The organism is Chitinophaga agrisoli, assembly GCF_008386695.1.
Lineage (GTDB): Bacteria > Bacteroidota > Bacteroidia > Chitinophagales > Chitinophagaceae > Chitinophaga > Chitinophaga agrisoli.
The window spans coordinates 2,090,092-2,111,860 of the sequence record NZ_VUOC01000004.1 but is presented as its reverse complement, the minus strand read 5'-3'; the positions used below and the strand labels follow the sequence as shown (position 1 = coordinate 2,111,860).

General features: G+C 51.7%; 18 protein-coding genes. 12 read left to right on the top strand and 6 right to left on the bottom strand.

The features are described from left to right. Positions 1 to 25: 25 nt before the first annotated feature. A complete protein-coding gene (locus F0L74_RS27515; protein ID WP_246197826.1) occupies positions 26 to 814 on the bottom strand; it encodes an SDR family oxidoreductase in 789 nt (262 codons plus the stop codon). Positions 815 to 942: 128 nt separating this feature from the next. Between F0L74_RS27515 and F0L74_RS27510 the strand changes: the two genes are divergently transcribed. Continuing rightward, a complete protein-coding gene (locus F0L74_RS27510) occupies positions 943 to 1,305 on the top strand; it encodes a winged helix-turn-helix transcriptional regulator (protein ID WP_149841112.1) in 363 nt (120 codons plus the stop codon). Here the strand turns inward: F0L74_RS27510 and F0L74_RS27505 are convergent, their stop codons facing one another. From F0L74_RS27505 to F0L74_RS27495, 3 genes are all read right to left on the bottom strand, one after another. Further along, positions 1,306 to 2,937, bottom strand: coding sequence for a carboxylesterase/lipase family protein (locus F0L74_RS27505; RefSeq protein ID WP_246197825.1), 1,632 nt, complete (start codon positions 2,935 to 2,937; stop codon positions 1,306 to 1,308). Between the two features lie 160 nt (positions 2,938 to 3,097). After that, a complete protein-coding gene (locus tag F0L74_RS27500) occupies positions 3,098 to 4,000 on the bottom strand; it encodes an SDR family NAD(P)-dependent oxidoreductase (protein ID WP_149841111.1) in 903 nt (300 codons plus the stop codon). A 23-nt stretch (positions 4,001 to 4,023) separates the two neighbouring features. After that, entirely contained in the window at positions 4,024 to 4,251 is a 228-nt protein-coding gene (locus F0L74_RS27495) for a hypothetical protein (protein ID WP_149841110.1), read from the bottom strand. A gap of 372 nt (positions 4,252 to 4,623) precedes the next feature. Here F0L74_RS27495 and F0L74_RS27490 point away from each other — a divergent pair, with 372 nt between their 5' ends. The 11 genes from F0L74_RS27490 (at position 4,624) to F0L74_RS27445 (ending at position 15,434) form a co-directional block, all read left to right on the top strand. Further along, a complete protein-coding gene (locus F0L74_RS27490) occupies positions 4,624 to 5,076 on the top strand; it encodes an SRPBCC family protein (RefSeq protein ID WP_149841109.1) in 453 nt (150 codons plus the stop codon). After that, positions 5,063 to 5,398: an ArsR/SmtB family transcription factor gene (locus F0L74_RS27485; RefSeq protein WP_149841108.1), complete on the top strand. Its 336-nt coding sequence runs from the start codon at positions 5,063 to 5,065 to the stop codon at positions 5,396 to 5,398. The genes F0L74_RS27490 and F0L74_RS27485 overlap by 14 nt, the downstream gene beginning before the upstream one ends. Before the next feature lie 80 nt (positions 5,399 to 5,478). Further along, complete coding sequence (locus F0L74_RS27480) at positions 5,479 to 5,940, top strand: NUDIX hydrolase (protein ID WP_149841107.1); 462 nt, start codon at positions 5,479 to 5,481, stop codon at positions 5,938 to 5,940. Between the two features lie 135 nt (positions 5,941 to 6,075). Then, the gene (locus tag F0L74_RS27475) at positions 6,076 to 9,312 is read left to right on the top strand and encodes a S41 family peptidase (protein WP_149841106.1); all 3,237 of its coding nucleotides are present in this window, start codon (positions 6,076 to 6,078) and stop codon (positions 9,310 to 9,312) included. Positions 9,313 to 9,534: 222 nt separating this feature from the next. Continuing rightward, the gene (locus F0L74_RS27470) at positions 9,535 to 10,620 is read left to right on the top strand and encodes a tellurite resistance/C4-dicarboxylate transporter family protein (protein WP_188316195.1); all 1,086 of its coding nucleotides are present in this window, start codon (positions 9,535 to 9,537) and stop codon (positions 10,618 to 10,620) included. A 55-nt stretch (positions 10,621 to 10,675) separates the two neighbouring features. Then, entirely contained in the window at positions 10,676 to 10,960 is a 285-nt protein-coding gene (locus tag F0L74_RS33695) for a hypothetical protein (RefSeq protein WP_213087091.1), read from the top strand. After that, on the top strand, positions 10,849 to 11,742 hold the full coding sequence (locus F0L74_RS27465) for a hypothetical protein (RefSeq protein ID WP_213087090.1): 894 nt from the start codon (positions 10,849 to 10,851) through the stop codon (positions 11,740 to 11,742). Before F0L74_RS33695 ends, F0L74_RS27465 begins: the two co-directional genes overlap by 112 nt. 68 nt (positions 11,743 to 11,810) lie before the next feature. Further along, complete coding sequence (locus F0L74_RS27460) at positions 11,811 to 14,024, top strand: molybdopterin oxidoreductase family protein (RefSeq protein ID WP_149841104.1); 2,214 nt, start codon at positions 11,811 to 11,813, stop codon at positions 14,022 to 14,024. A gap of 80 nt (positions 14,025 to 14,104) precedes the next feature. Next, positions 14,105 to 14,677, top strand: coding sequence for a 4Fe-4S dicluster domain-containing protein (locus tag F0L74_RS27455; RefSeq protein WP_149841103.1), 573 nt, complete (start codon positions 14,105 to 14,107; stop codon positions 14,675 to 14,677). 9 nt (positions 14,678 to 14,686) lie between these two features. Further along, positions 14,687 to 15,193, top strand: a complete 507-nt coding sequence (locus F0L74_RS27450; protein ID WP_149841102.1) for a Rieske (2Fe-2S) protein — start codon at positions 14,687 to 14,689, stop codon at positions 15,191 to 15,193. A gap of 1 nt (position 15,194) precedes the next feature. After that, the gene (locus F0L74_RS27445) at positions 15,195 to 15,434 is read left to right on the top strand and encodes a DUF6755 family protein (RefSeq protein WP_149841101.1); all 240 of its coding nucleotides are present in this window, start codon (positions 15,195 to 15,197) and stop codon (positions 15,432 to 15,434) included. Here F0L74_RS27445 and F0L74_RS27440 read toward each other — a convergent pair. Further along, a complete protein-coding gene (locus F0L74_RS27440; RefSeq protein ID WP_149841100.1) occupies positions 15,431 to 15,853 on the bottom strand; it encodes a hypothetical protein in 423 nt (140 codons plus the stop codon). The genes F0L74_RS27445 and F0L74_RS27440 overlap by 4 nt on opposite strands. A gap of 68 nt (positions 15,854 to 15,921) precedes the next feature. Beyond that, positions 15,922 to 21,756 (bottom strand): alpha-2-macroglobulin family protein, encoded by a 5,835-nt coding sequence (locus F0L74_RS27435; protein WP_149841099.1) that lies wholly within the window; start codon positions 21,754 to 21,756, stop codon positions 15,922 to 15,924. Positions 21,757 to 21,769: the final 13 nt, after the last annotated feature.

Genomic DNA, 21,769 nt, shown 5'->3' with positions numbered 1-21,769 from the left:
ACGGATATGGTTAAATAAGGCGCCGCTAGATCGTTGGTAAGGTACCACCATCAATCACATACTCCGTACCTGTTAAATAAGCTGCCCGTGGCGATACCAGGTAGGCGACAAACTCCGCTATGTCCTCCGGCTGGGCAGGCCTGCCAATAGGAATACCGCCCAGGGTATGCAATAACGACTGTAAAGCTTCATCGTAAGTTTGGCCTGCTCCTTCTGCTAATTGTTTTATAAATGCTACTGCTGCCGTAGTCTGGATAAAACCGGGAGATACGGTTAATACGCGTATTCCTTTAGGCGCTACTTCGTTGGAAAGGCTTTTGCTGTAATTGGTCAATCCTGCTTTGGCAGCTGCATACGGCAGGGTTGATTCATATAGCGGCATCCTGGCCTGTATGGAAGAGATGTGGATGATCACGCCGGCGCCACGTTCCAGCATATAGGGTAATAGCGCCCTATCCAGCCGCACGGGGGCCATGAGGTTAGCCTGCAGGGTTTGCAGCCAGTGCTCATCCGTTAAAGCGCTGAAACCGCCGCCTGGTGTGTCCGAGCCGCCCAGGTTATTTACCAGTATGTCTACGCCGCCATAGCTGGCTTTGATCTCGCTGACCAGGTGCGCGGCGCCGGTTGCGGTGCCCAGGTCTGCCGCTATAAAATGAAGATTAGGTTGTGTATCTGTAGCTGCGTTCCTGGCGCTGATGATCACTTGCGCGCCGGCCTGCGCCAGGCGTTCTGCGATGGCTTTACCTGCTCCTTTTGTACCGCCGGTCACCAGGGCGGTTTTGCCTGTCAGTTCTGTGCTGAGGTCCATATGCATATCCATATTGTTTTTGTTAGTGCAAAATTCCATGGTATGCCGGTGCGGAACAATAACGGAAAAGGGATTCAGATAGTGATAAATTTATCACTATTGGCGGTTGGCCTGCAATGGGGTAAATTTGTAGTATGTATGAAAGAAAGATACCCATACTGAATTGCGGGCTGGACCTGGTAGCAGAGATCCTGTATGGCAAATGGAAGATCCGGCTGCTGTACTTTATCAATGAGGGGTATAAACGTCCCAGCGAGTTGCAGCGCCGTATACCGGAAGCATCGCACCGCGTGTTGTTTATGCAGCTAAAGGAGCTGGAAGAACATGGGTTGGTGACCAAGGTCATTTATCCGGAGGTGCCACCGCGGGTGGAGTATGGGTTAACAGAACTGGCACAGAGCCTGATGCCGGTCCTGCAGCAGCTGGGCCAGTGGGGCGATGCACACCAGGACCAGCTGCTGCAGCAGATCATGAAACGATATGAACAACCATCCTGATCATTGTTTGGCAGCCCGCTGCTGATCCATAAACAGATAACGGCCCCTGTGCTGTTCCTTTTCCATGCGGGTGCGCACATCTATATGCATTACCGGCACGTTATCTTGCCCAGTGATTGCGGGCCATTGCGGCAGGCCCGGTCCATTTGGATTTCCTGTTTTAATGAAGTTGGCAAAATAGGCCTGCATCACGGCGGATACTTTATAGTCGTCCGGGGTCCAGGCATATACCTTATTGCTGGCCAGGTTGCCCATGGCATATTCTATCTCTGCGGAGTGTACGGCGCCTTTAGGCGGCGGCGGTTTGGGCGCGCCGGTGTTCTTGCCTTTAATAACGCCGCCAGCCAGCCCGGGCCGGGCATTGCCCATCGAAGCCTGCATAGGCGGGCGGGGCCGGGCGTAGAGGTAACGGTATACGGTTTGTCCGCTGGTTTTGGTATGGAGGTCTATCCATTTCCAGGTGCTGAAACTGATAAAGCGGTCGCTGGCCAGGTCCCTGGCTACTTTCTCTACGTCTGCATCGTTGGCAGGGTTGTATACTTTGAGTACTTCGGCCGCATGATCGCCGTAGAGACGTTGTACGGCCTGGGTAAAATTCTCTTTGGTGGGGGCCTGTTTGTCAAGCACACCGCGGGCGCCCATCTCTTCTGAGTTCCATCCTGCCAGCAGGGGTACATGGGCTTGCTCTCCGGCTTCGTAAATGGCAAACAGGTCTTTAGGGAAGAAGTAACCATCCACGGTAGGGGAGAAACGGAAAGGGCCGTATTTGGTGGCCGCTTCCAGCAGTTTATCTGCCGGCATGGCCCGTAGTGCGGCCAATGAGGCAGCGTTTACGGTTGCTGCGAACTGTACGCCTGTTTGCTCTGCCTGTTGCAGCGGTACGGCGGTCAATGCGCCCATCATAGAGCCGCTTTCGCCAATAGCGCCGGCTATCAGGTCTTTGGAAAGGGGAGAGGCCATTAGTGCGCTCACGGCAATGGAGCCGGCGGATTCGCCTGCGATGGTCACTCTTTTAGGATCGCCGCCGAAGGCAGAGATGTTTTCCTGTACCCATTTCAGGGCGGCTGCCTGGTCCATCAAAGCATAGTTGCCAGAGGCATGGTCTGGCGATTCTTTGGTGAGCTCCGGGTGGGCCATAAAGCCGAACAGGCCCAGGCGGTAGTTTACCGTAAGGGATACAATACCTTTTTTTGCCATGCTTTCGCCATCATACCGCGGTTCTGATCCATCGCCGGCAACAAAGCCGCCGCCATAAAAATATACCAGTACGGGCAGCAGCTTTTTGCTTTTTTGTCCGGGTGGTACCCATACATTCAGGTATAAACAATCTTCGCCCATGCCATCAGACCGGAAGTTCATATCGCCAAAGATGGGCGGCTGCATAGCGCGTGGCCCAAAATGATCTGCTTTGCGCGTGCCTTCCCAGTTAGCGGCGGGTTGCGGTGCTTTCCAGCGCAGGTCTCCCACAGGAGGCGCAGCATAAGGAATGCCTTTATAGGATTGTACCCCGCTTTTTTCTGTTATACCAGCAAGCATGCCATTCGTTGTCTTTACCGGGTTTTGTGCAGATAGGGCCGCTGTTAGCAGCAGCGCAGTGCTCAGGAGAAAACCTTTTTTCATCGCAGCGATCATGGTGAATAGAATTGTATCAGTGACATTCAATTTATAGTTTTTGCAGAAGACATCCAAACTTTTGGGACAAGCGTTCATGTATGATAGCTGGCAGTTGGTATAAAAAATAGGGCCGCTCCATTCCGGAACGGCCCTGGGGGTATGTTGGTAGGTTAAATCCTTATTGTTTATCTGCTATTCTGTCGCCGGAGGATGTGCCAATGGTTTCGCGTTCTTCGCGGGAGGCATCATGCTGCGGGTAGTCGCGGCCGTCTACTTTATCAGATGGCTCCATTTTCTTGCGCATATTAGCTGCATTGGCCTGGTCGCTCATCATATTGGCCATATATACATGTTGTTTGGTCTTGCCACCGGAGATCACTTTGCTTTCGCCGCTCATTAATGCGTCGTAGCCGTCCTGCGCTACCTCTTCCGGGGTTTGCAGGTCTTCTTCGCGGTAGGTCTTTGTGATCTCTGCATTAGCCTTGTGGAAGAAGTCTGTATCCGCAGCGCCGGGCATTAGTACCGTCATGGTAACGCCGGTATCTTCCAACTCGTTGCTTAATGCTACGCTGAAAGAGATCACAAATGCTTTGGTAGCGGCGTATACCGCCAGCAAAGGCATGGGCGCTTTGCCGGCTTCGGAGCCTAGTTGAAGAATGCGGCCTTCGCCCCGTGCAGCCATATCCGTTGCAAAGTATTTGGTCAGCGCCACGAGGGAGCTGATGTTCAGTTGTATGATATCCAGGCTGCGTTGCAGGTCTGTTTCAATGAACGGGCCCCATTCGCCCTGTCCGGCGTCATTTACAAGGTAGTTCACTATAATGCCCCTGGCTGTTACCTCGTTATATAGTTCCCTGGCTGCATCTGGTTTGAACAGGTCGCAGGTGATGGGTGTTACTTCCACGTTATATGCCTGTTTGAGCGTGTCCGTCACCTCTTGCAGGCGTTCTTCTGAACGGGCTACCAGCACCAGGTTGATGCTGTCTTTGGCAAATAGTTTTGCCAGCTCGTACCCAAAGCCGCTGGTGGCGCCTGTAATAAGGGCATATTCATTACGGTTTTCTACATTCACTACTGGCATGATTAAACGTTTTTGGATGAATGTTAATGTTTGCGATCGTCGCTTATTTTACCTGATTTTTGTTCCGTCTGATGTTTATCGCTTTCCGGTGCTTTTTGTAACTCCTCCCGCTGTTTAGCGATATCAGGGTTAGCCTCACCGGCGCCCTTGTTATGGCTTTCCCGTTCTGTCTGGGCTATTTCCGCTTCTGACTGGTCCGGCTTGCCGGTGATATCCTCACGGCGGAGCTTGTTTTTATCTTCCTGTGACATGATGCTGTTTTTGGGTGATGAATACGTTCTGCGGAAATGGTACAAAGAACAAGCCATGCCGTTGTGCGCTAGGCAGTGGAGCAGGGTCAGCGGGCGGGTTGTGTGCAGGAAGCGGTACAGTAGTGTGGAATTTCCGCGCGGAAGACGGGCCGGTTTTTCACCCTGAATTGGATGGTTATTGCTGCGTAACTGCATAGCAACGTTACTGCAACTGCATGTAAACGTTACACCCTACCACCAAATGAGGGGTATCAACTGCCCCTGAACGATGCCGGTCCGGACATGCAGATCTGGAGACCATCCCCCTACAAAAAAATAATTGCGTAATTCAAAAGTTACATATACATTTGAGTAACTTAAAAGTTACATAATATGGAAAGGAATGTTCGCCTTAAATGGTTTTACCCTTACCCTGTAGAGACAATCTGGGATTGTTTAACAGAGCCGGAGTTACTGAAGCAGTGGTCCATGCGGTCCGGCGATTTTAAAGCGGAGGTAGGCTTTAAATGGATGGAAGTACAACCCGCGCGCCCCAGGATGGGTTGGGACGGTAAAATGTACTTCGAGGTGCTGGAAGTGATCCCGCTGCGGAAGCTGGCTTATTCCTTTAAGGGCGGCCCTTCGGAGGGCGTAATCACGCTGGATACCGTTGTTACCTGGACACTATCGCCCAAGGATAACGGCACGGAGCTGCACCTGGCGCATACCGGTTTTAAAGGACCTAAGAACATCTTTACCAGCTTTATCATGGAAATGGGGTGGAAGAACAAGATCATCAAACGGTTGGAGAAAATAGTACAACAAGTGGTTTATGGCGAACGTTAAAACAGCGGATTGCTTTCAGGCATTATCTGATCCCAGCCGTCGCGAGATCTTGCTGATGCTGTCAAAGGAGAAGCAGAACATCAATGCAATTGCAGATAGTTTTGATATCAGCCGCCCGGCGGTATCCAAACATATCAAAGTGCTGTATGATGCAGGTTTTATTACCATTACCGCGCAGGGGCGCGAACGGTATTGCGAGCTGAACCAGCAGGGCTTTGATGAGCTAAAGGAATGGATCAGCTTCTTTGAAGCGTACTGGACTAAGCGTTTGAAACAGCTGGATACTTTCCTGAAAACAAAACATGCGAAGCCAAAGAAATAATGGGCGTGTTTGAAGGACATAAACCGGGCATCTTTTATGCTGCAATAACGGGCATCCTTATCTTTGTATAAACCCGCTATATGGCTAAACAAAGCGCAGGTATCTTACTCTTCCGCCGTAAGGGCCGTGGCCTGGAAGTACTGTTGGTACATCCGGGCGGTCCTTTTTTCGCTAAAAAGGACGCCGGCCACTGGACCATTCCCAAAGGGGAGTACCCTGCGGAGGAGGAGCCGCTGCAGGCCGCCATCCGGGAGTTTGAGGAGGAAACTGGCTATAGGCCCCAGGGACAATTCATCCCCCTGCACCCCATTAAACAAAAAGGCGGTAAAGTAGTGTTATGCTGGGCCGTATCCGGCAACCTGGATGCGGATGCTATCACCAGTAATACCTTTACCATAGAATGGCCGCCCCGTAGCGGCAAGCAACGCGTTTTCCCGGAGATAGACCGTGCGGCCTGGTATACGCTGGCGGAGGCACGGCAAATGATGAACGAAAGACAAACGGCCTTCCTGGATGAACTGGCGGCTATCCAGGACAAATGATCATCCGGCTAAAACGCCATTCGTCAATATACAACCCGTAATACCCCGCATTTTCCCTATTTTACCATCAACCAAAAGAAGCACTGGCAATATGCCCAATTGTTGCCAACAATAATCTAGACCTTTTAAACACTTATGAAACAATTACTCTTTACCTGTACTGCCTGGCTAATGGCCACGGCCGTCTATGCCCAGGACAATGCCCTATGGTTACGGTACCCGGCTATTTCTCCCGATGGAAAGACCATCGCCTTTGGCTATAAGGGAGATATTTACCGGGTAGATGTAAACGGCGGCCCCGCTATCCCCCTCACCATTCATGAAGCGCAGGATATGATGCCTGTATGGAGCCATGACGGTAAGTCCATCGCATTTGCCAGCGACCGCTATGGCAACTTTGACGTATATGTAATACCCGCCACAGGCGGCACGCCGGTACGGCTTACCACTAACAGCACCACAGATCTTCCGTATGATTTTACGCCGGATAATAAGCAGGTGCTGATTGGCAGCAATCATGTGCAGCCCTCCGCCAGCGTGCGTTTTGCCTCGCCCCGCCTGTTCAATAACCTGTACACCGTGCCTGTTACCGGTGGCCGCGCCATCCTGCTAAGCGCAGCAGGGGCGGAGTGCGCGCACTATAACAGCAATGGCAGCCAGCTGGTGTTCCAGGACCGTAAAGGTTATGAGGATCCCTGGCGTAAACACCATGTATCTGCTGTTACGCGTGATATATGGCTGTATGATATCAGCAAAAAAAGCTATACCCAGCTATCGGATTATGTAGGGGAAGACCGTGAGCCGCTGTTTGGCAGTGATAACGAAGTATACTACCTGAGTGAAAAAGGCGGTATCTCGCAGAACCTGTTCAAAGCGTCTTTGACGGACAAGAGCAAGATGGAACAGCTTACCCATTTTGATAAACACCCGGTGCGGCATCTATCCCGCGCTACTGATAATACATTATGTTTTACTTATAACGGCGAGATCTATACGCTTAAAGAAGGACAGCAACCTAAAAAGGTGAATGTACAGGTATTTAATGACGGCCGTATGGCTACCGATAAATACCTGCCCGTAAGCGGCAATATCACGGAGTTTGCCATGAGCCCCAATGGCAAGGAAATGGCCTTTATTGCCAGGGGAGAGGTGTTTGTCAGCAGCGTAGAAGGTAATATGACCAAACGGGTGACCAACACCCCGCAGCAGGAGCGGATGGTGGCATGGTCGCCGGATGGTAAACGCCTGGCCTATGCGGCAGAGCGCAATGGCAATTGGGATATCTATCAGAGCACCATTGTGCGTAAAGAAGAGCCTTATTTCTTTGCCGCCACCCTGTTAAAGGAAGAGCCGTTGATCGCTACGGCGGCAGAGGAGTTTCAGCCGGAGTTCTCGCCGGACAGTAAAGAGGTAGCGTATGTGGAGAACCGCAATGTGCTGAAGGTGCTCAATATTGCATCCGGTAAAAGCCGTGTGCTGTTACCCGCCGGACAGAACCACTCTTATTCAGACGGCGACTGGACCTTTACCTGGAGCCCTGACGGCAAATGGATCGTAACGGACGATCAGCAGGGATATTTTAGTATGCGCAATGTGGCGCTGCTTGCCGCCGACGGTAAAGGCGAACCGGTATATCCCATCAACAGCGGCTTTGGCGAGAACAACAGCAAATGGGCCACTGATGGTAAAATGCTTACCTGGACCACCAGCCGCGAAGGCCGTAAATCCCTGGCCCGCCAGGGTAGCCGCGAAGTGGATGTATATGCCGTGTTCTTTGACCAGGAGACCTATGATAAATATAAGTTGACCAAAGATGAGTTTAACCTGCTGAAGGAGCGGGAAGATAACGAGCGCAAATCATCCAAAGACTCTACCCGCGCTACCGGTATAGATACCACTGGCGTTAAGAAGGGTTTTAAACCGGACTTTACCAACCTGGAAAGCCGGCAGCTGCGGCTAACCATCAACAGCGCCTCCATCAGTGATTATGTGCTGAGCAAAGACGCCGGCAAACTGTATTACATGGCAGCTTTTGAAAAAGGTTATGATCTTTGGGTAACAGAACCGCGTACCGGCGAGACCAAAATATTAGCCAAATTAGGCGGTTCGCCGGGTAGTATGGCGTTAAGTAAAGATGGCAATACCCTTTTTGTAAGCAACAATGGCAGCGTGGTAAAGGTAGACGCTGCATCCGGCAAGATCACCCCGGTGAACATCCGTACGGAGATGGTGCTGAACCAGGCCGCAGAACGCGCTTATATATTACAGCATGCCTGGAAGCAGGTGAAGGAGAAGTTCTATGATCCCAGCCTGCGCCAGCTGGACTGGAAAATGTACTATGATAACTATGCGCGTTTCCTGCCACATATCAGCAATAACTACGATTTCCAGGAGTTGCTGAGCGAGCTGCTGGGAGAGCTGAACGGTTCCCATACCGGTGGCCGTTATAATCCCGGGCGTACAGACGGGGATAACACCGCCTCCCTGGGCCTGTTCTATGACGAGACCTATACGCAGGATGGCCTGAAAGTAGATGAGGTGATCAATGGCGGTCCGTTTGATAAGGCCGGCAGCAAGCTTAAAAAAGGTAATATCATCGAAAAGATAGACGGCGTGCCTGTTACCATGGCCATTGACTGGGCCACACTGCTGAACCGTAAGGCTGGCAATAACATACTGGTGAGCATTTATGACCCGGCTACCAACAGCCGCTGGGAAGAGACCGTAAAAGGCATCAGCTACATGGATGAAGGCAATTTGCAGTACAAACGCTGGGTAGACAATATGCGTAAAATGGTAGATAAGCTCAGTAACGGCAAAGTGGGATATGTGCATGTGCAGGGTATGAATGACGCCAGCTACCGCTCCGTATACGATGAGGTAATGGGCAAAAACCGCGGCAAACAGGCCTTGATCGTAGATACCCGTTTTAATGGCGGCGGATGGTTGCATGATGATCTCTATAATTTCCTGAGCGGTAAAAAATACCTGGAGTTTGCGCCCCAGGGCGAGAAGCTGAAAGGCGGCGAGCCCCAGGGACAATGGCAGCGCCCCAGTTGTGTGCTCATGAGCGAAGGCAACTATAGCGATGCTTTCATCTTCCCCTATATCTACAAACAGGGCCATATAGGTAAACTTATTGGTATGCCGGTAGCCGGTACGGGTACGGCAGTGTGGTGGGAAACGCAGATAGATCCTACCCTGATATTCGGTATCCCTATGGTGGCTACTATTGGCCAGGAAGGGCGCCCTACAGAGAACCTGCAGGTAGAGCCGGATATAAAGGTGCCTTTGCGGTACGAAGATTTCCTGGCGGGTAAAGACGCCCAGCTGGAGGCCGCCGTGAAGGAAATGCTGGAAGAGATCAAATAGCGTAATTCCCGGGGTGATACTATATTAACTACGGAGCACAGTAGGAGTAAATAGCAGTCACACTGCAGGTGCACGTGGAGATAAGGCGGACCTGATGTGGACTTGATCTGGGGTTGATGTGGGTTTAAATAGTATTAATGCAGGATAAGTGGCGGGCAATGCATGGACCGTTGAACAATCAACATAACCCTGTTGTTGATGTGTAATAAACCGCAACGGTCCATGCAAACCCTCCATCAAATGCCCGTCCCTGGCCAGCCTGTCAATATTACCACTTTGGAGAATTTCTTTCCCGGGTATTTTGCGTTGGTCATGGCCACCGGCATCGTTTCTATTGGCCTGCAATTGTGGGGGTATCATGTACCTGCCATTAGTCTGCTGGCCGCGAATGTTTGTTTTTTTATCATCCTGTTACTGATCCTGTTCCTGCGGATCTACCGGTATCCGCAAATTGTATGGTCGGATCTTCATCACCCGGCCAGGGGCGTTACCTTCCTTACCCTGGTAGCCGGCACCAATATACTGGGCAGTCAACTGGTCATTATCCTCAACAGGGCGGATTGGGCGCTGTATGTATGGATCACAGGTTTTGTGCTGTGGGCGCTGCTGTTATATACTTTCTTCCTCTTTAACATCCTGAAGGAGCCCAAGCCGGTTTTTGAGCAAAGCATCAGCGGGGCCTGGTTACTCATCGTAGTATCCACTGAATCTGTGGCCGTGCTGGGCGCGCTTATTGCCGTTCATTCATCCTATATTGCCTTTATTGCGTTATGCACCTACATGATAGGGGGCATGTTATACCTGGTATTGATAGGCCTGATCTTTTACCGCTGGCTGTTCATCAGCATGAAGGCGGAGCTGCTTACGCCACCCTACTGGATCAATATGGGGGCGGTGGCTATTACCGCGCTGGCGGGTTCCCGGCTGGTGATGTTTGGGCGGTCGCATCCCGGCCTGGAGCACTGGACCTATTTTGTGGAGACCTTTACCCTGTTCTTCTGGGCCTTTGCCAGCTGGTGGGTACCCTTGCTGTTCCTGCTGTTCTTTTACCGCCATTTTATTGCGCGGGTGCCGTTGCAATACGATCCGCAGTACTGGTCAATGGTATTTCCGCTGGGTATGTATGGGGTCTGCACCTTTAATTATGCAAAGATAACTGGCTTTGCGTTCCTGCTGCCTGTTTCGCACCTATTTGTTTTTATAGGGGCCGTTACCTGGATCATTGTAGGTATTGGCCTGATCATTGAGCTGGTGAAGCGTGTAAAAGTGAACAATTCCGCCCAACAGGTGTTTAGAAATAATGTATAAGTTCTAATCGTTTTTGATAGTAACCATTGCTGAGACAAAAACCCTTTAACACCGGATGTTAACTAATCTTAACCGGAAAGCATTGATCAATGCCCTGGTGGCCGCATTGCTGGCGTTGGCGCTTACTTTCATTGGCTCGCGCCGCCTGCAGAATTTTGACCCTGCGCTCACTGGCTATCTTATCGGCACCATATTCGCCGTTTTTGGCGTGGTATACCGTTACAGCATATGGCTGCAGCGCCGCCTACACGTTTGTACTTCCGCCGTACCTGGCAGCTGCTGTTCCGGTCCGGGCATTTCCTGGAATATTTTACCCGTTTTTGCAGGGAAATGTTTGTGAACATTGGCGTACAGCGCTTTATTTATCCCAGGGGGCGCAGCCGCTGGATAGGGCATTTTATGCTGGCCACCGGCTGTATGCTGGCCTTTGCCATTACCATTCCGCTTACCCTGGGATGGATCTATTTTACCATGGACGCCGCCCACAGTATAAATGCCACCGGCGCCAAGTATTATGAGGCCTACGTGTTTGGCTTTAAAGTGATGGGTTTTCCGCTGGGATCGTTATGGGCCAGCCTTATTTTTAATGCCCTCAGCTGGTGCTCCCTGCTGGTGATCTTTGGCGTGTTTATTTTCCTGAAACGGCGGGTGACCAAGGGAGGGCTGATCGCTTCGCAAAGCTTTGGCGGCGATCTGCTGCCGCTGCTGTTATTGCTTACGGTGGCAGTTACAGGGCTGGGTATTACGCTTGATTATCATTATCTCAAAGGGATCTCCTATAATTTCATGACCATCACGCATGCTATTGCTGTGATCATGTTCCTGATATGGATACCGTTTGGTAAGTTCTTTCATATCATACAGCGGCCCGCGCAGATAGGCGTGCATATTTACAGGCAGGAGGGAGAGAGAAGGGGTATGGCGGTTTGTCCGCATACTGGTAAAGCATTCACCACGCAAATGCATGTGGAGGACCTGAAGCAGGTGACAAAAGAGCTGGGGTTTGATTTTACGCTGGAGGATGGCACATCGCATCTGGATCTAAGCCCGGAAGGCAAGCGGGATGCGCTGGCTACGGCGCATCTGAAGGCCAGGAATGCCGGCGGGCATTTATTTGGATGATAAGGATGCTGATTTAATTGACTGCTGTTCCGTGTTAATACACTCATTACTTAAAATAATATTCCCGCATGGCTACATTACCCGTACAGGCAGATGCGATCATTCAACGCTATGGACCTCATTTGAACTATGCCCCCAAAGAAGGCTTTTACGGGCGGGAAGAGCCGGATAAGTCTGTAAAGACGCATTGCTGCTTCTGCGGCATGCAATGCGGTATTAAACTGCTTGTAAAGGACAATAAAGTAGTAGGTTTTGATCCCTGGATGGAGTTCCCTTTTAATGAGGGCCGGTTATGCCCCAAAGGCGTGCAGCGTTACCTGCAGAACAATCACCCGGACCGCCTCCTGTCCCCACTAAAACGGGTAGCCGGACAAGGCTTTGAACCGGTGGGCTGGGAGGAAGCCATGGATACTACGATCGCCGCTATCCGGCGTATACAGCAAACCTATGGCAAAGATGCGTTCTCCATACTTTCCGGCGTATCGCTGACCAATGAAAAAAGCTATTTGGTGGGCAAACTGGCCCGGGTGGCTTTCCAGACAAAAAACCTGGACTATAACGGCCGCCTGTGTATGGTAAGCGCAGGGGCTGGGAATAAAAAGGCGTTTGGGCTGGACAGGGCTTCCAATACCTATGCGGACCTGAAACACGCAGAAGTGATCATCATAGCCGGCGCTAATGTAAGCGAAACCTTTCCTACCCTTACGCATTGGGTATGGCAGGCCAGGGACAATGGCGCTAAGCTGATCATCATAGACCCCCGGGTAACGCCTATAGCACGTACTGCGGACCTGCACCTGGATGTACGGCCGGGCACAGACTCCGCCCTGTATGGGGCCATGCTGAATTACCTGGTACAGCAAGACTTGCTGGACCATGATTTTATTGATAACTACACCATGGGTTTTGCGGATACTATTGCCGCCGTGAAGGATTATTCCCTGGAATGGGCCGCCGGCGTAACGGGGATCTCTATAGAAAAGATCCGGCAGGCGGCGGAATTATGGGGCCGGGCAAAGACCAGTTTTCTTTTACATGCCCGGGGTATAGAGCACCATACCAAAGGGGTGGATAACGTGCTGGGATGTATTAACCTGGTACTGGCCACCGGCCGTATTGGTAAACCTTACTGCGGTTATGGCACTATTACGGGACAAGGTAATGGCCAGGGGGGCCGGGAGCATGGTCATAAATGCGACCAGCTGCCGGGCAACCGCGATATCACCAACCCGGAGCACCGCCAGTATATAGCCAATGTATGGGGCATTGAGGAATCTGCCCTGCCGGGTAAGGGATATACGGCCTATGCGCTCATTGAGGCCATTCACCGGGGAGAGGTAAAAGGGCTGTTATCGATTTGTTTTAACCCGCTGGTATCGCTGCCTAATAACCAGTTTGTGCGGGAGGCGCTGGAGAAGCTGGAGTTCTATGTGGCGATCGACTTTTTCCTGAATGAGACCGCCCGGCATGCGGATATTGTGTTAGCCGGTTCCCTGCAGGAGGAAGAGGAAGGCACCGTTACCACGGCAGAAGGGCGGGTGACCCGCATCCGCCAGGCCGTTACGCCGCCAGGCGAGGCCCGCGCCGATACGGAGATCCTGCTGGAGATCGCGCGCCGCCTGGGCGCCGGGGATAAATTCAATTTCCAAAGCAGTGAAGAGATCTTTAACGAATTACGCGTAGCCTCCAAAGGAGGCACGGCGGACTATTACGGCATTACTTATGAGAAGATAGAAAAACAGATGGGCGTATTCTGGCCCTGTCCTTCGCTGGACCACCCCGGTACGCCCCGGCTGTGGGAAGACCGGAAATTTTCTACCCCTGATGGGAAAGCGCATTTTAATCCCGTTACCTATAAACCACCGTCAGAAGTAACGGATGCGGAATATCCCGTAGTGCTGACCACCGGCCGGGTAGTATCACAATACCTGAGCGGTACGCAAACCCGCCGTATTGGCAAGCTGGTAGACCAGTTTCCGGAGCCGCTGCTGGAAATACACCCGGAAATGGCTGCCCGTTACGGCATTACACAGCGGCAGCTGGTACGGGTAAGCACCCGCCGCGGTGCGGCGGAGTTCCATGCTAATATCGTGGAGACTATCCGTAAGGATACGGTGTTCATTCCGTATCACTGGCCGGGGAAAAAGTCTGCCAATCAGTTGACCATTGGTACGCTGGACCCGGTGTCCAAGATACCGGAGTTTAAAGTATGCGCCTGCCAGCTAACGCCGCTGCAGGAGGAGGAGAGCGGAGCAGGTAATCCGGCGTATGCAAGCGAATAAAACCGGAATGATATGAAAGCAGGATGATAAAATCTTAACGCAGCAGGTCATCCACTTATACGAGCTATAAAAACCGATATATGGAAACAAATACATACTACCGCACCGACCAGGAGTTTTTTGTAGACATGCAGCGTTGTATTGGCTGCCATGCCTGTGAAATGGCCTGTGCGGAATGTGAAACAAACGGACAGGAATCGATGATCCATGTAAACTATGTGGACAGGGCCTATACTATACAAACTACCGTACAGGTATGTATGCATTGCGAAGACCCAGTCTGCGCGCAGGTATGTCCGGCAGACGCCATTGCTAAGGACGAATTTGGCGTGGTACATACGGCCAATACATCCCGCTGTATCGGTTGCTCCAACTGCGTAATGGCCTGTCCGTTTGGCGTGCCCAAAAAGCAGGAGCAATATGACCTGATGATGAAATGCAACATGTGCTATGACCGTACCAGCGCCGGCAAAAAGCCTATGTGCGCTACTGTTTGTCCCAGCCAGGCTTTGTATTACGGCACCCGCGAAGAGATCAGGGCCATGCGTCCCAACAGCGAACCGGTGAATACTTTCATCTTTGGCAAAGAAACAGTGAAAACAAAGGTGAATATCATGATGCCTAAAGGCAGCACATTCCTGAAAGTACATTAAACAACCGCTATGGAGCAGCAACAAGAAACGGTACCCGATTGGAAAACGGATTTCCCCTACAGCACCGTAGAAACATTACAGGTAACCAGGCGGCAGTTTGCAAAATTCCTGTGCCTGGTATCCGGCGGGTTAGCCGCCGGTAGCGCGCTGGTGGCCATCAAGTCTGCCTTCTTCCCGGAAAAGGAGGTAACAGGGGAGCATTTTGTATGCAACCGTACCGCCCTGCCGGTGGGCGGTACCCGCTCTTTTACCATTGCAGGCAGCACCATTCCGTATATCCTTATCCATCTGGAGAACGGGGAGTTCAAAGCGTATGAGCAGAAATGCACCCATCTTTCCTGTGCGGTATTTTACCAGGCAGGCACTAATAAGATCATGTGCCCTTGTCATAACGGGTGGTTTGATGCTGCCACCGGAGAGGCCATCCAGGGGCCGCCGCCACGGCCGCTGCCATCGTTGCAGGTGATCGTAAAAGGTGATGAGATCTATGTGACCGGACATCCTAAAAACAGCTAGTATGAGCAATTTCAGGTCCGCCCAGGACAAAGCGCATCCCAATAAATCCAGCACGCTGATGCTGGCTATTATCACCTTGCTGATCCTGATCGTGGCGCTGCAGATATGGCTGCTGTACACCGGTCTTAATAATGCATTAACGCAACATGCGGATGTGGCGCTGATCGCATGTATTGTATCCGTGCTGTTATTCGTGGCAGCTGTAGGTCTGTTGTATTTTTTGCCGGGTAAACGGCGCTAGTTCTTAGTGAACGTTAAAAACTCCGCGCTGTCGTCGTTATCATCTTTCAGCTTGATCTCATTGCTGCTGACGGAGATGATCTCCCAATCATCTGTTAACTCGCCCAGCGGCTTATTGGCGTCGCTTTTCTCGCCAAAGTCTATATTAAATTCCCGGGAGCTGTTGCCAATGCTCCAGGAGCCGTTTTTGCTGGCGCCGCCTTTAGCGGCCACGGCGGTGTTATTGGCGTTAAAGGTGAACGTATAACCGCTGAAATCGCCCGTCTCATCATTACCACGCTCAGAGAAGAGGCTTACCCGCCAGGTACCGCTGGTAGGGGCCTGGGGATCAACGGTTGGGGTAGTGTTATCATCATTGCTACAGGCCACAAAAAATGCGCACGCTAACAGGCAGGCCAGGCGCCAGGTAATTTTGCTCATAAAGATGGGAGTTTTTAGTTCGCGTATAATATAGATATACGGTATAAACGCTCCATCCGTTGCCTGTATTATTCAATACGTAGTTTCCGTATGCCTTCGCGGCCGTTAAATACGGGGAAATACATCATCTCCGCCTTAGCGGGGTTTAGGGTATATGTACCTGTGTAACGGGGCAGCAGTTGTATAGTAAAGCTATGGTTGCCTTTATACAGCTTGCTGCAGAAGATGCTTACTTTTTGTTTAAAGTATTCCCGGTGCACTTCTCCAGACTGGTAGGATTGGCCCTTATTTACGTAGCTGCAACCTGCCGGTATAGGGATCTCGATCATCACATAATCTGCCGTTTCTTTTACCTGCACGGCAACCGTTACAACTACCGGTTTGCCCGCTTTTAACACCGTGGCGGCCGCGTTCCCATCGAAGGAGGTATGTACGGTAAAATTGGCGCTGGCGCTGGCCGCGGTGGTATCCCAATAGCGCTGGTAGGCGGTAAAGTATACCGGCATGGCGCCCTGTTTGCTGATGGTTATTGCGGCGCCGCCGCGTATAGTGGCCGCAAAGGGAAAGCGGGTAGTGGTCAGGGTGGTATCGCCTTGTACAGTGAGGGTAGATGGTTGCAAGTCCGGATTGGCTGCCAGCAGGTCTGGCAGGATGGTTTCCAGGATCATGGAAGACTCATACGTATTACGCCATTCACCGCCTTTCCTGATCTCTAGGAAGTAGTTGCGTATACGTGGCAGCAATGTTTCATAACCGCCTGCTTTTTTAAGGATACGGTACATGCTGAGGGTGATCTGTATGGAGTTGTCAAAGAATGCATACCCTTCGTTACCCCAGTAGATATTACCCATGAGCGAATGCTGCTGGCGGGCTATCAGCGTATCCAGCTGTACGGGCATGCCCAGCCGCTGTTTCAGCTCTATAAGGCGCAGCCGTTCATATGTGGTGAGGGGATGCCGTTCCAGGGTGTCCATATACCTTTTGAAATCCGGTTTAGCGCCCAGCTGCTGTAACAGGAAGAGGGCGGATAATTTTTCCGTATCGGAATAACTATCGAGGTTATAGACCAGGTAATCTGTAAACGTATTGGTATGGGTTGATACCAGGTAGCCTGCCTGTAAGGCTGCCATCTTTGCTTCTATTACATGCAGGGAGATCCACATGGAGGGGCCGTTATCCGGCCACCAGCCCCACAGGCCGGCAGCGGTCCTGGTTTGTTCCAGCTTGTCAAGTAATTCGCGGATGTTCTTTTTGCCTTTAAATGGCTGGTGCAGGTATTCCGCGATCTTTTCCTGCACGATCATTGCCTTCAGTTTGGAGGCCAGCTGTTCATTGCAGAGGTATTCGTATTTCCGGATGTTTTCTGTTTCCTGGTAGAGCACGGGCAACAACGATGTTTCCGCATAGAGCTGTATAGGGCTGGTATCGCCCTTGAGGGATAAGCGGAAGCTGGTATCGTTATTTAATGCGGTAAACAAACCATTGGTGGCCAGTACGCCGGGGCGGTACACCGGGATGGTGCGCTCTTCTCCATCAAAATAACCATCTGGTTTTTGGATGGTATATCTCAGCTTTAACGAATCCCTGTTGGGAGCCATTACGGAAAAAGTATCTATCACCGCGTTGCGTACCAGCAGGTTGGCCGCTTGTGCCGCGCCATTATCCTGGGTAAAGGAGCGTTTTACCAGTACGCTGTCAGTGCCGTAATACAGCGTTTTGCCAATTACGTTAATGGAGTCGCCGGCAATGGCAAATTGCGGGAGGGCCATATTGGCGCTCAGGACCCTGAACGACTTTACGGATGTTTCCAGGGTGCCGGACTGCCGGTTGTCCGTCATGGCAATAAAGATAGTTTGCCAGTTAGTGATATCATCCGGGAAGGTAACGTTAAAGGAGGCCCGGCCATTGGCGTCTGTGCGCAGGGCGGGCTGCCAGTATGCATTGTCGCGGAAATGCTGGCGTAACGTATTGCCTCCTGCAGGGGCAGTGAGTTCCTCCGTGCTGGCGGCAGTGAGGGTATTATTATTTTTAGTAGTGATCATGATTGCGCCGCCGGCTGCCCTGGAGCCATAGATGGCGGAGGCAGCTTCCGGTTTCAATACATTCATTGATCCCAGCAGACCGGGGTCCAGCTCTTCCAAACGGCCATTGTACACCTGGCCATCCACAATGATCAGCGGGGCGGATGGGCTGATGGTGCTTGCACCGCGGATCATCAGGCCGGCCACTCTTCCCTGCAACTGGTTAAGCGTTGAGGTAGTAGTAGCGTAGGCAAGCGCCTTGCGGCGTTCAAGCTCTTCTGCCCTTGCTTCAACTTCCGGCAGGCCATGGGAGCGGCGCATCAGCAATATCGTATAATATTTACCTGGCCTGGTATCCTGAAACTCCCGCGCATACGAATCAGATTCAATAACAAGGGGGCAGGCGCCAGGTACCGCTATGCGGAACCGGCCATCCTTACCGGTATAGGTACTGAAGGTTGTGCCTTTCAGGCTAATCCGCACACCGGCCAATGGATGTTCCAGATCATTAATGACCTTTCCCTCCACGGTGTCTTTAAATGAGGTGGTGTCCAGGTAGCGGGTATGGAAAAATCGCTTGATCCGGTCCAGATCATATTCTGCGTGATAGTCATCCTCCGTTTGCCGGCTGTTTATAATGGCGGCAATACTGTCAATGTCCCTCATGGGCGGCGGATAGGGGAACACGGAGCCCGCATCATAATAGTTAATGCCTTTAGGCGTGATGGTGATACTATCCTGCAGGTAAAAAGCATTGTCCTTTAACAGGTACAGGAGACGGTACTGGCCAGGCGCCAGGTAGCCCAGATCTGTTGTAGCGCCGGGATAGGTATGTATAAAGTCCGGATTGTCATAACGGAACAGCAGCAGATGGGTGATAAATGGCTGCTTGCCGTTATGGTACCGTATGGGATTGATCTTCAGCCGGCCTGAGACGGGTGGGCGGAAGCCGCGGTTGGTGAAAACACGGGTGGTCTGGTTGCGCTCATCCAGGTAATCCTGCCAGCGTTTGTTGATCTCGTTTTCTGTTAATACACAGTCCTGGAAGTTATAGTTCGCATCAGCGCGCGGTAGCGAGGAAGAAAAGACCTGTAGGCCACGCGGTTGCTGGCGTTCTGTTAAACCTTTGGAAAACCGGTATTGCCAGTCGCCTTCCGGTAGCAACGGCTGGTCAAACTGCCGTTTTACCACCAGGGTAGCATCGCTGTAGGGAAAGGGGCCGGTCAGCATATAAGATTGATGATACGTACTATACCGTTCACGCATATGTTCCTGCCAGTTAAACAGGTAAACATGCAGGCCCTGGCGCAGGTAGGTATAGTCCTCGCCAAAATTATCCGCCACGAGCATCATGTATTTGCGCCATAAGGCGGCTTCATATCTGGTGAGGGTATCCGGCATATCCTGTACATGTATATACGGGTGGATGGCATCCAGGTTAATACTGATCATGTTCTTCCTGTACGCGGTCACCTTTACACTATCTACACGGATTTGTTTGTTGCGGGTGCGCAGGCTAATGCGGTGATAGCCTTCAGACACGGGGAAGCTGTACCGTTGCAGCTGTTGCGCTTTGCTGAAGAATACGGGTTGTTCATCGATATACAAGAGATAGATGGGCAATATATTGCCTTTGCTCACTACAAAAGGCGCTATCTGGGTAATACCCTCGCTGGCCTGTTCTTCCATCCGGTAAAACGGCGCCGGATGGGTGAACCGGTAATATTCCATGGTATCCAGCTGCATTTCACTGCGCCATTTCTCCCAGTTCAGCGCGCTGGCGTAGGTAACCGGCACAGGCAGCCTGGCCTGCGTTTGCGCATAGGATTTACGGGCGGGATAAGTTTTGCCTGCATAGGGGACGTAAGGTATCGCGGCTTCGAATTTCTTTGTAATGGCATAGGCGGTAACATCGGCATCTGCCACCGGGGCGCCGGTATGATCTGTTACCTGCAGCTGTATATGGGCGCTTTGGCCGGGATACACAACGGCCGGTTGATCTGTATGGATGGTCAGCAGTTTATCCTGGTAGGGGATGTAATAGGTGCTTTCCTGTATTTTACCGGCGTACAGGTATTGAAGGGTGATGGAGTAGTTATCCGGGGTATGGGTAGCTGCCTGGTAGAGCAGGGTATCGCCATATCCGCGCAGGATCAGCTGGTTGCCTGCAAATACGGTGTACCATACCGGCCGGTGCAGCGGATCTATCAGCCGGAGGGAAATGGAATCCGCCGTTCTTGATCCCTGGCAGTAGATATCAGATGGCGGTATGGTAATACGTTCCGTTAGGCTATCTGTAGTGACCTTATAGGCAGCTGCCAGCGGATCCAACTTTAAGACAGCTGGCAGTGTGATGGCGTTTTGCGCGATAATGTCCTGTTTTTCGTTCAGCAGATATACGGTACCCTGGGCAGTGGTGGTTTTACCGCCGGTGCGGTGGTCTATCACCAGGCTGTCGGCCCGCAGGCTAAGCAGCAGTTCGCTGCTTTCATCGCTATAGGTCTGGGAAAGGGTTTGGGTCTGCCGTTCATTATTGGCGTTCAGGAAAATACATTGCACCTCGTATTTAAAGCTGGCTGCAGGGAAAATGGAATCCGGCAGGTTGATCCTGGTTTCGCCTACTGTTTCCAGCGCCTGGCTGTGGTTCCACAAAGTATCCGGGAGGAATACATGGGGCGCATGGAACGTTGGATCATTATAGCTGGCTGGCGTTACCAATACCTGTACCCGCCCGTCCATCACCGGCAGCCCGTTCTCATCGGCCGCTTTCAGGTAAATGGCGGGGCTTTGTCCCCGCAGGTGCTTCCTTTTATCGCTGCGGGCCGTGAAGGTGATGGCATCCAGTTCATAGTCTTCATAGGTGAATTTACCGCGGACCAGCACCTTGCGCTGCAGTACATATTCATCGTCATCCATATTGCCATCGTAGGTGGCCGGGTCATATTTCCTGCTGCGTACATCTTCCAGCGTGATGAGGTATTTTTCATCCAGGTCGAGGTCCAGCGCTGCTGACAGCACAAACTCATACAGGTAGCCGCCTGCGCGGTAGGGCTGCAGGGTAGCCAGTATGGTATCCGTATCCCGGTAGCGGGTGCTCAGGCGTAACAACAGGGGCTGGTTGACCGGCTTTCCATTGGCTGTTTCCACAAATGCTTTGAGCCGCACGGTATCTCCGGGTTTGTACTTTGGTTGGCTGAACACCATAAAGCCTTTGAACTTTTTTTCGTAGGGGGTATTCCCGTAGTAAAAATCGCCGTAATCGTGGTCTCTTTCATCCCGTCTGAAAAACCGGCGCTTCAGCTTTTGGAACAGCGATGGGCGTTTCCACTGTAGTTCCAGGGGAAAAGCATAGTAGGCATCCTTATAGTACACCTGTACGGTTTTGGCCTTTGCCGGGCGTAAGGGACCATAAACCTGTAAGGACTGGTCATAGGCCAGCCGGCGTTTATCCTGGTAAACGGTGGCGTCCGGGATCAGCCGGCCTTCCCCGGTATGTAAGATCACCTGCTGTTCTTTACCGGTGCTGAGCAGCTTGGCGGTTACATCGCCGCTGGTATGCAGCTTGTATTGCAGTTCGTTCTTAACGGCGTTTACCAGCAGGTAATTGCCTGCTGGTAAAGCGGGTACCGGTTTGTCTGTTAACAAAGAGTCTATAGGCGTGCGCAGATAGCTTTCAGCTGTTTTGGCGGCGCCTTTTTTTGTCAGTACCGCCGCTTCCCCGGGCGTAATATGGTAGATATAGGTATATGGGCTGTGTTGCAGGCCATTGGAAAGCTGGTGTTGGCCCCATGCCGGGAGTGTGAAGACAGCCGCTGTTAATACAGTCAGGATAAGCCGCCAACAGCGGAAGGCAGGTATAGAGATCATAATTGTCCGCTCCATTATGCTTTTTAGT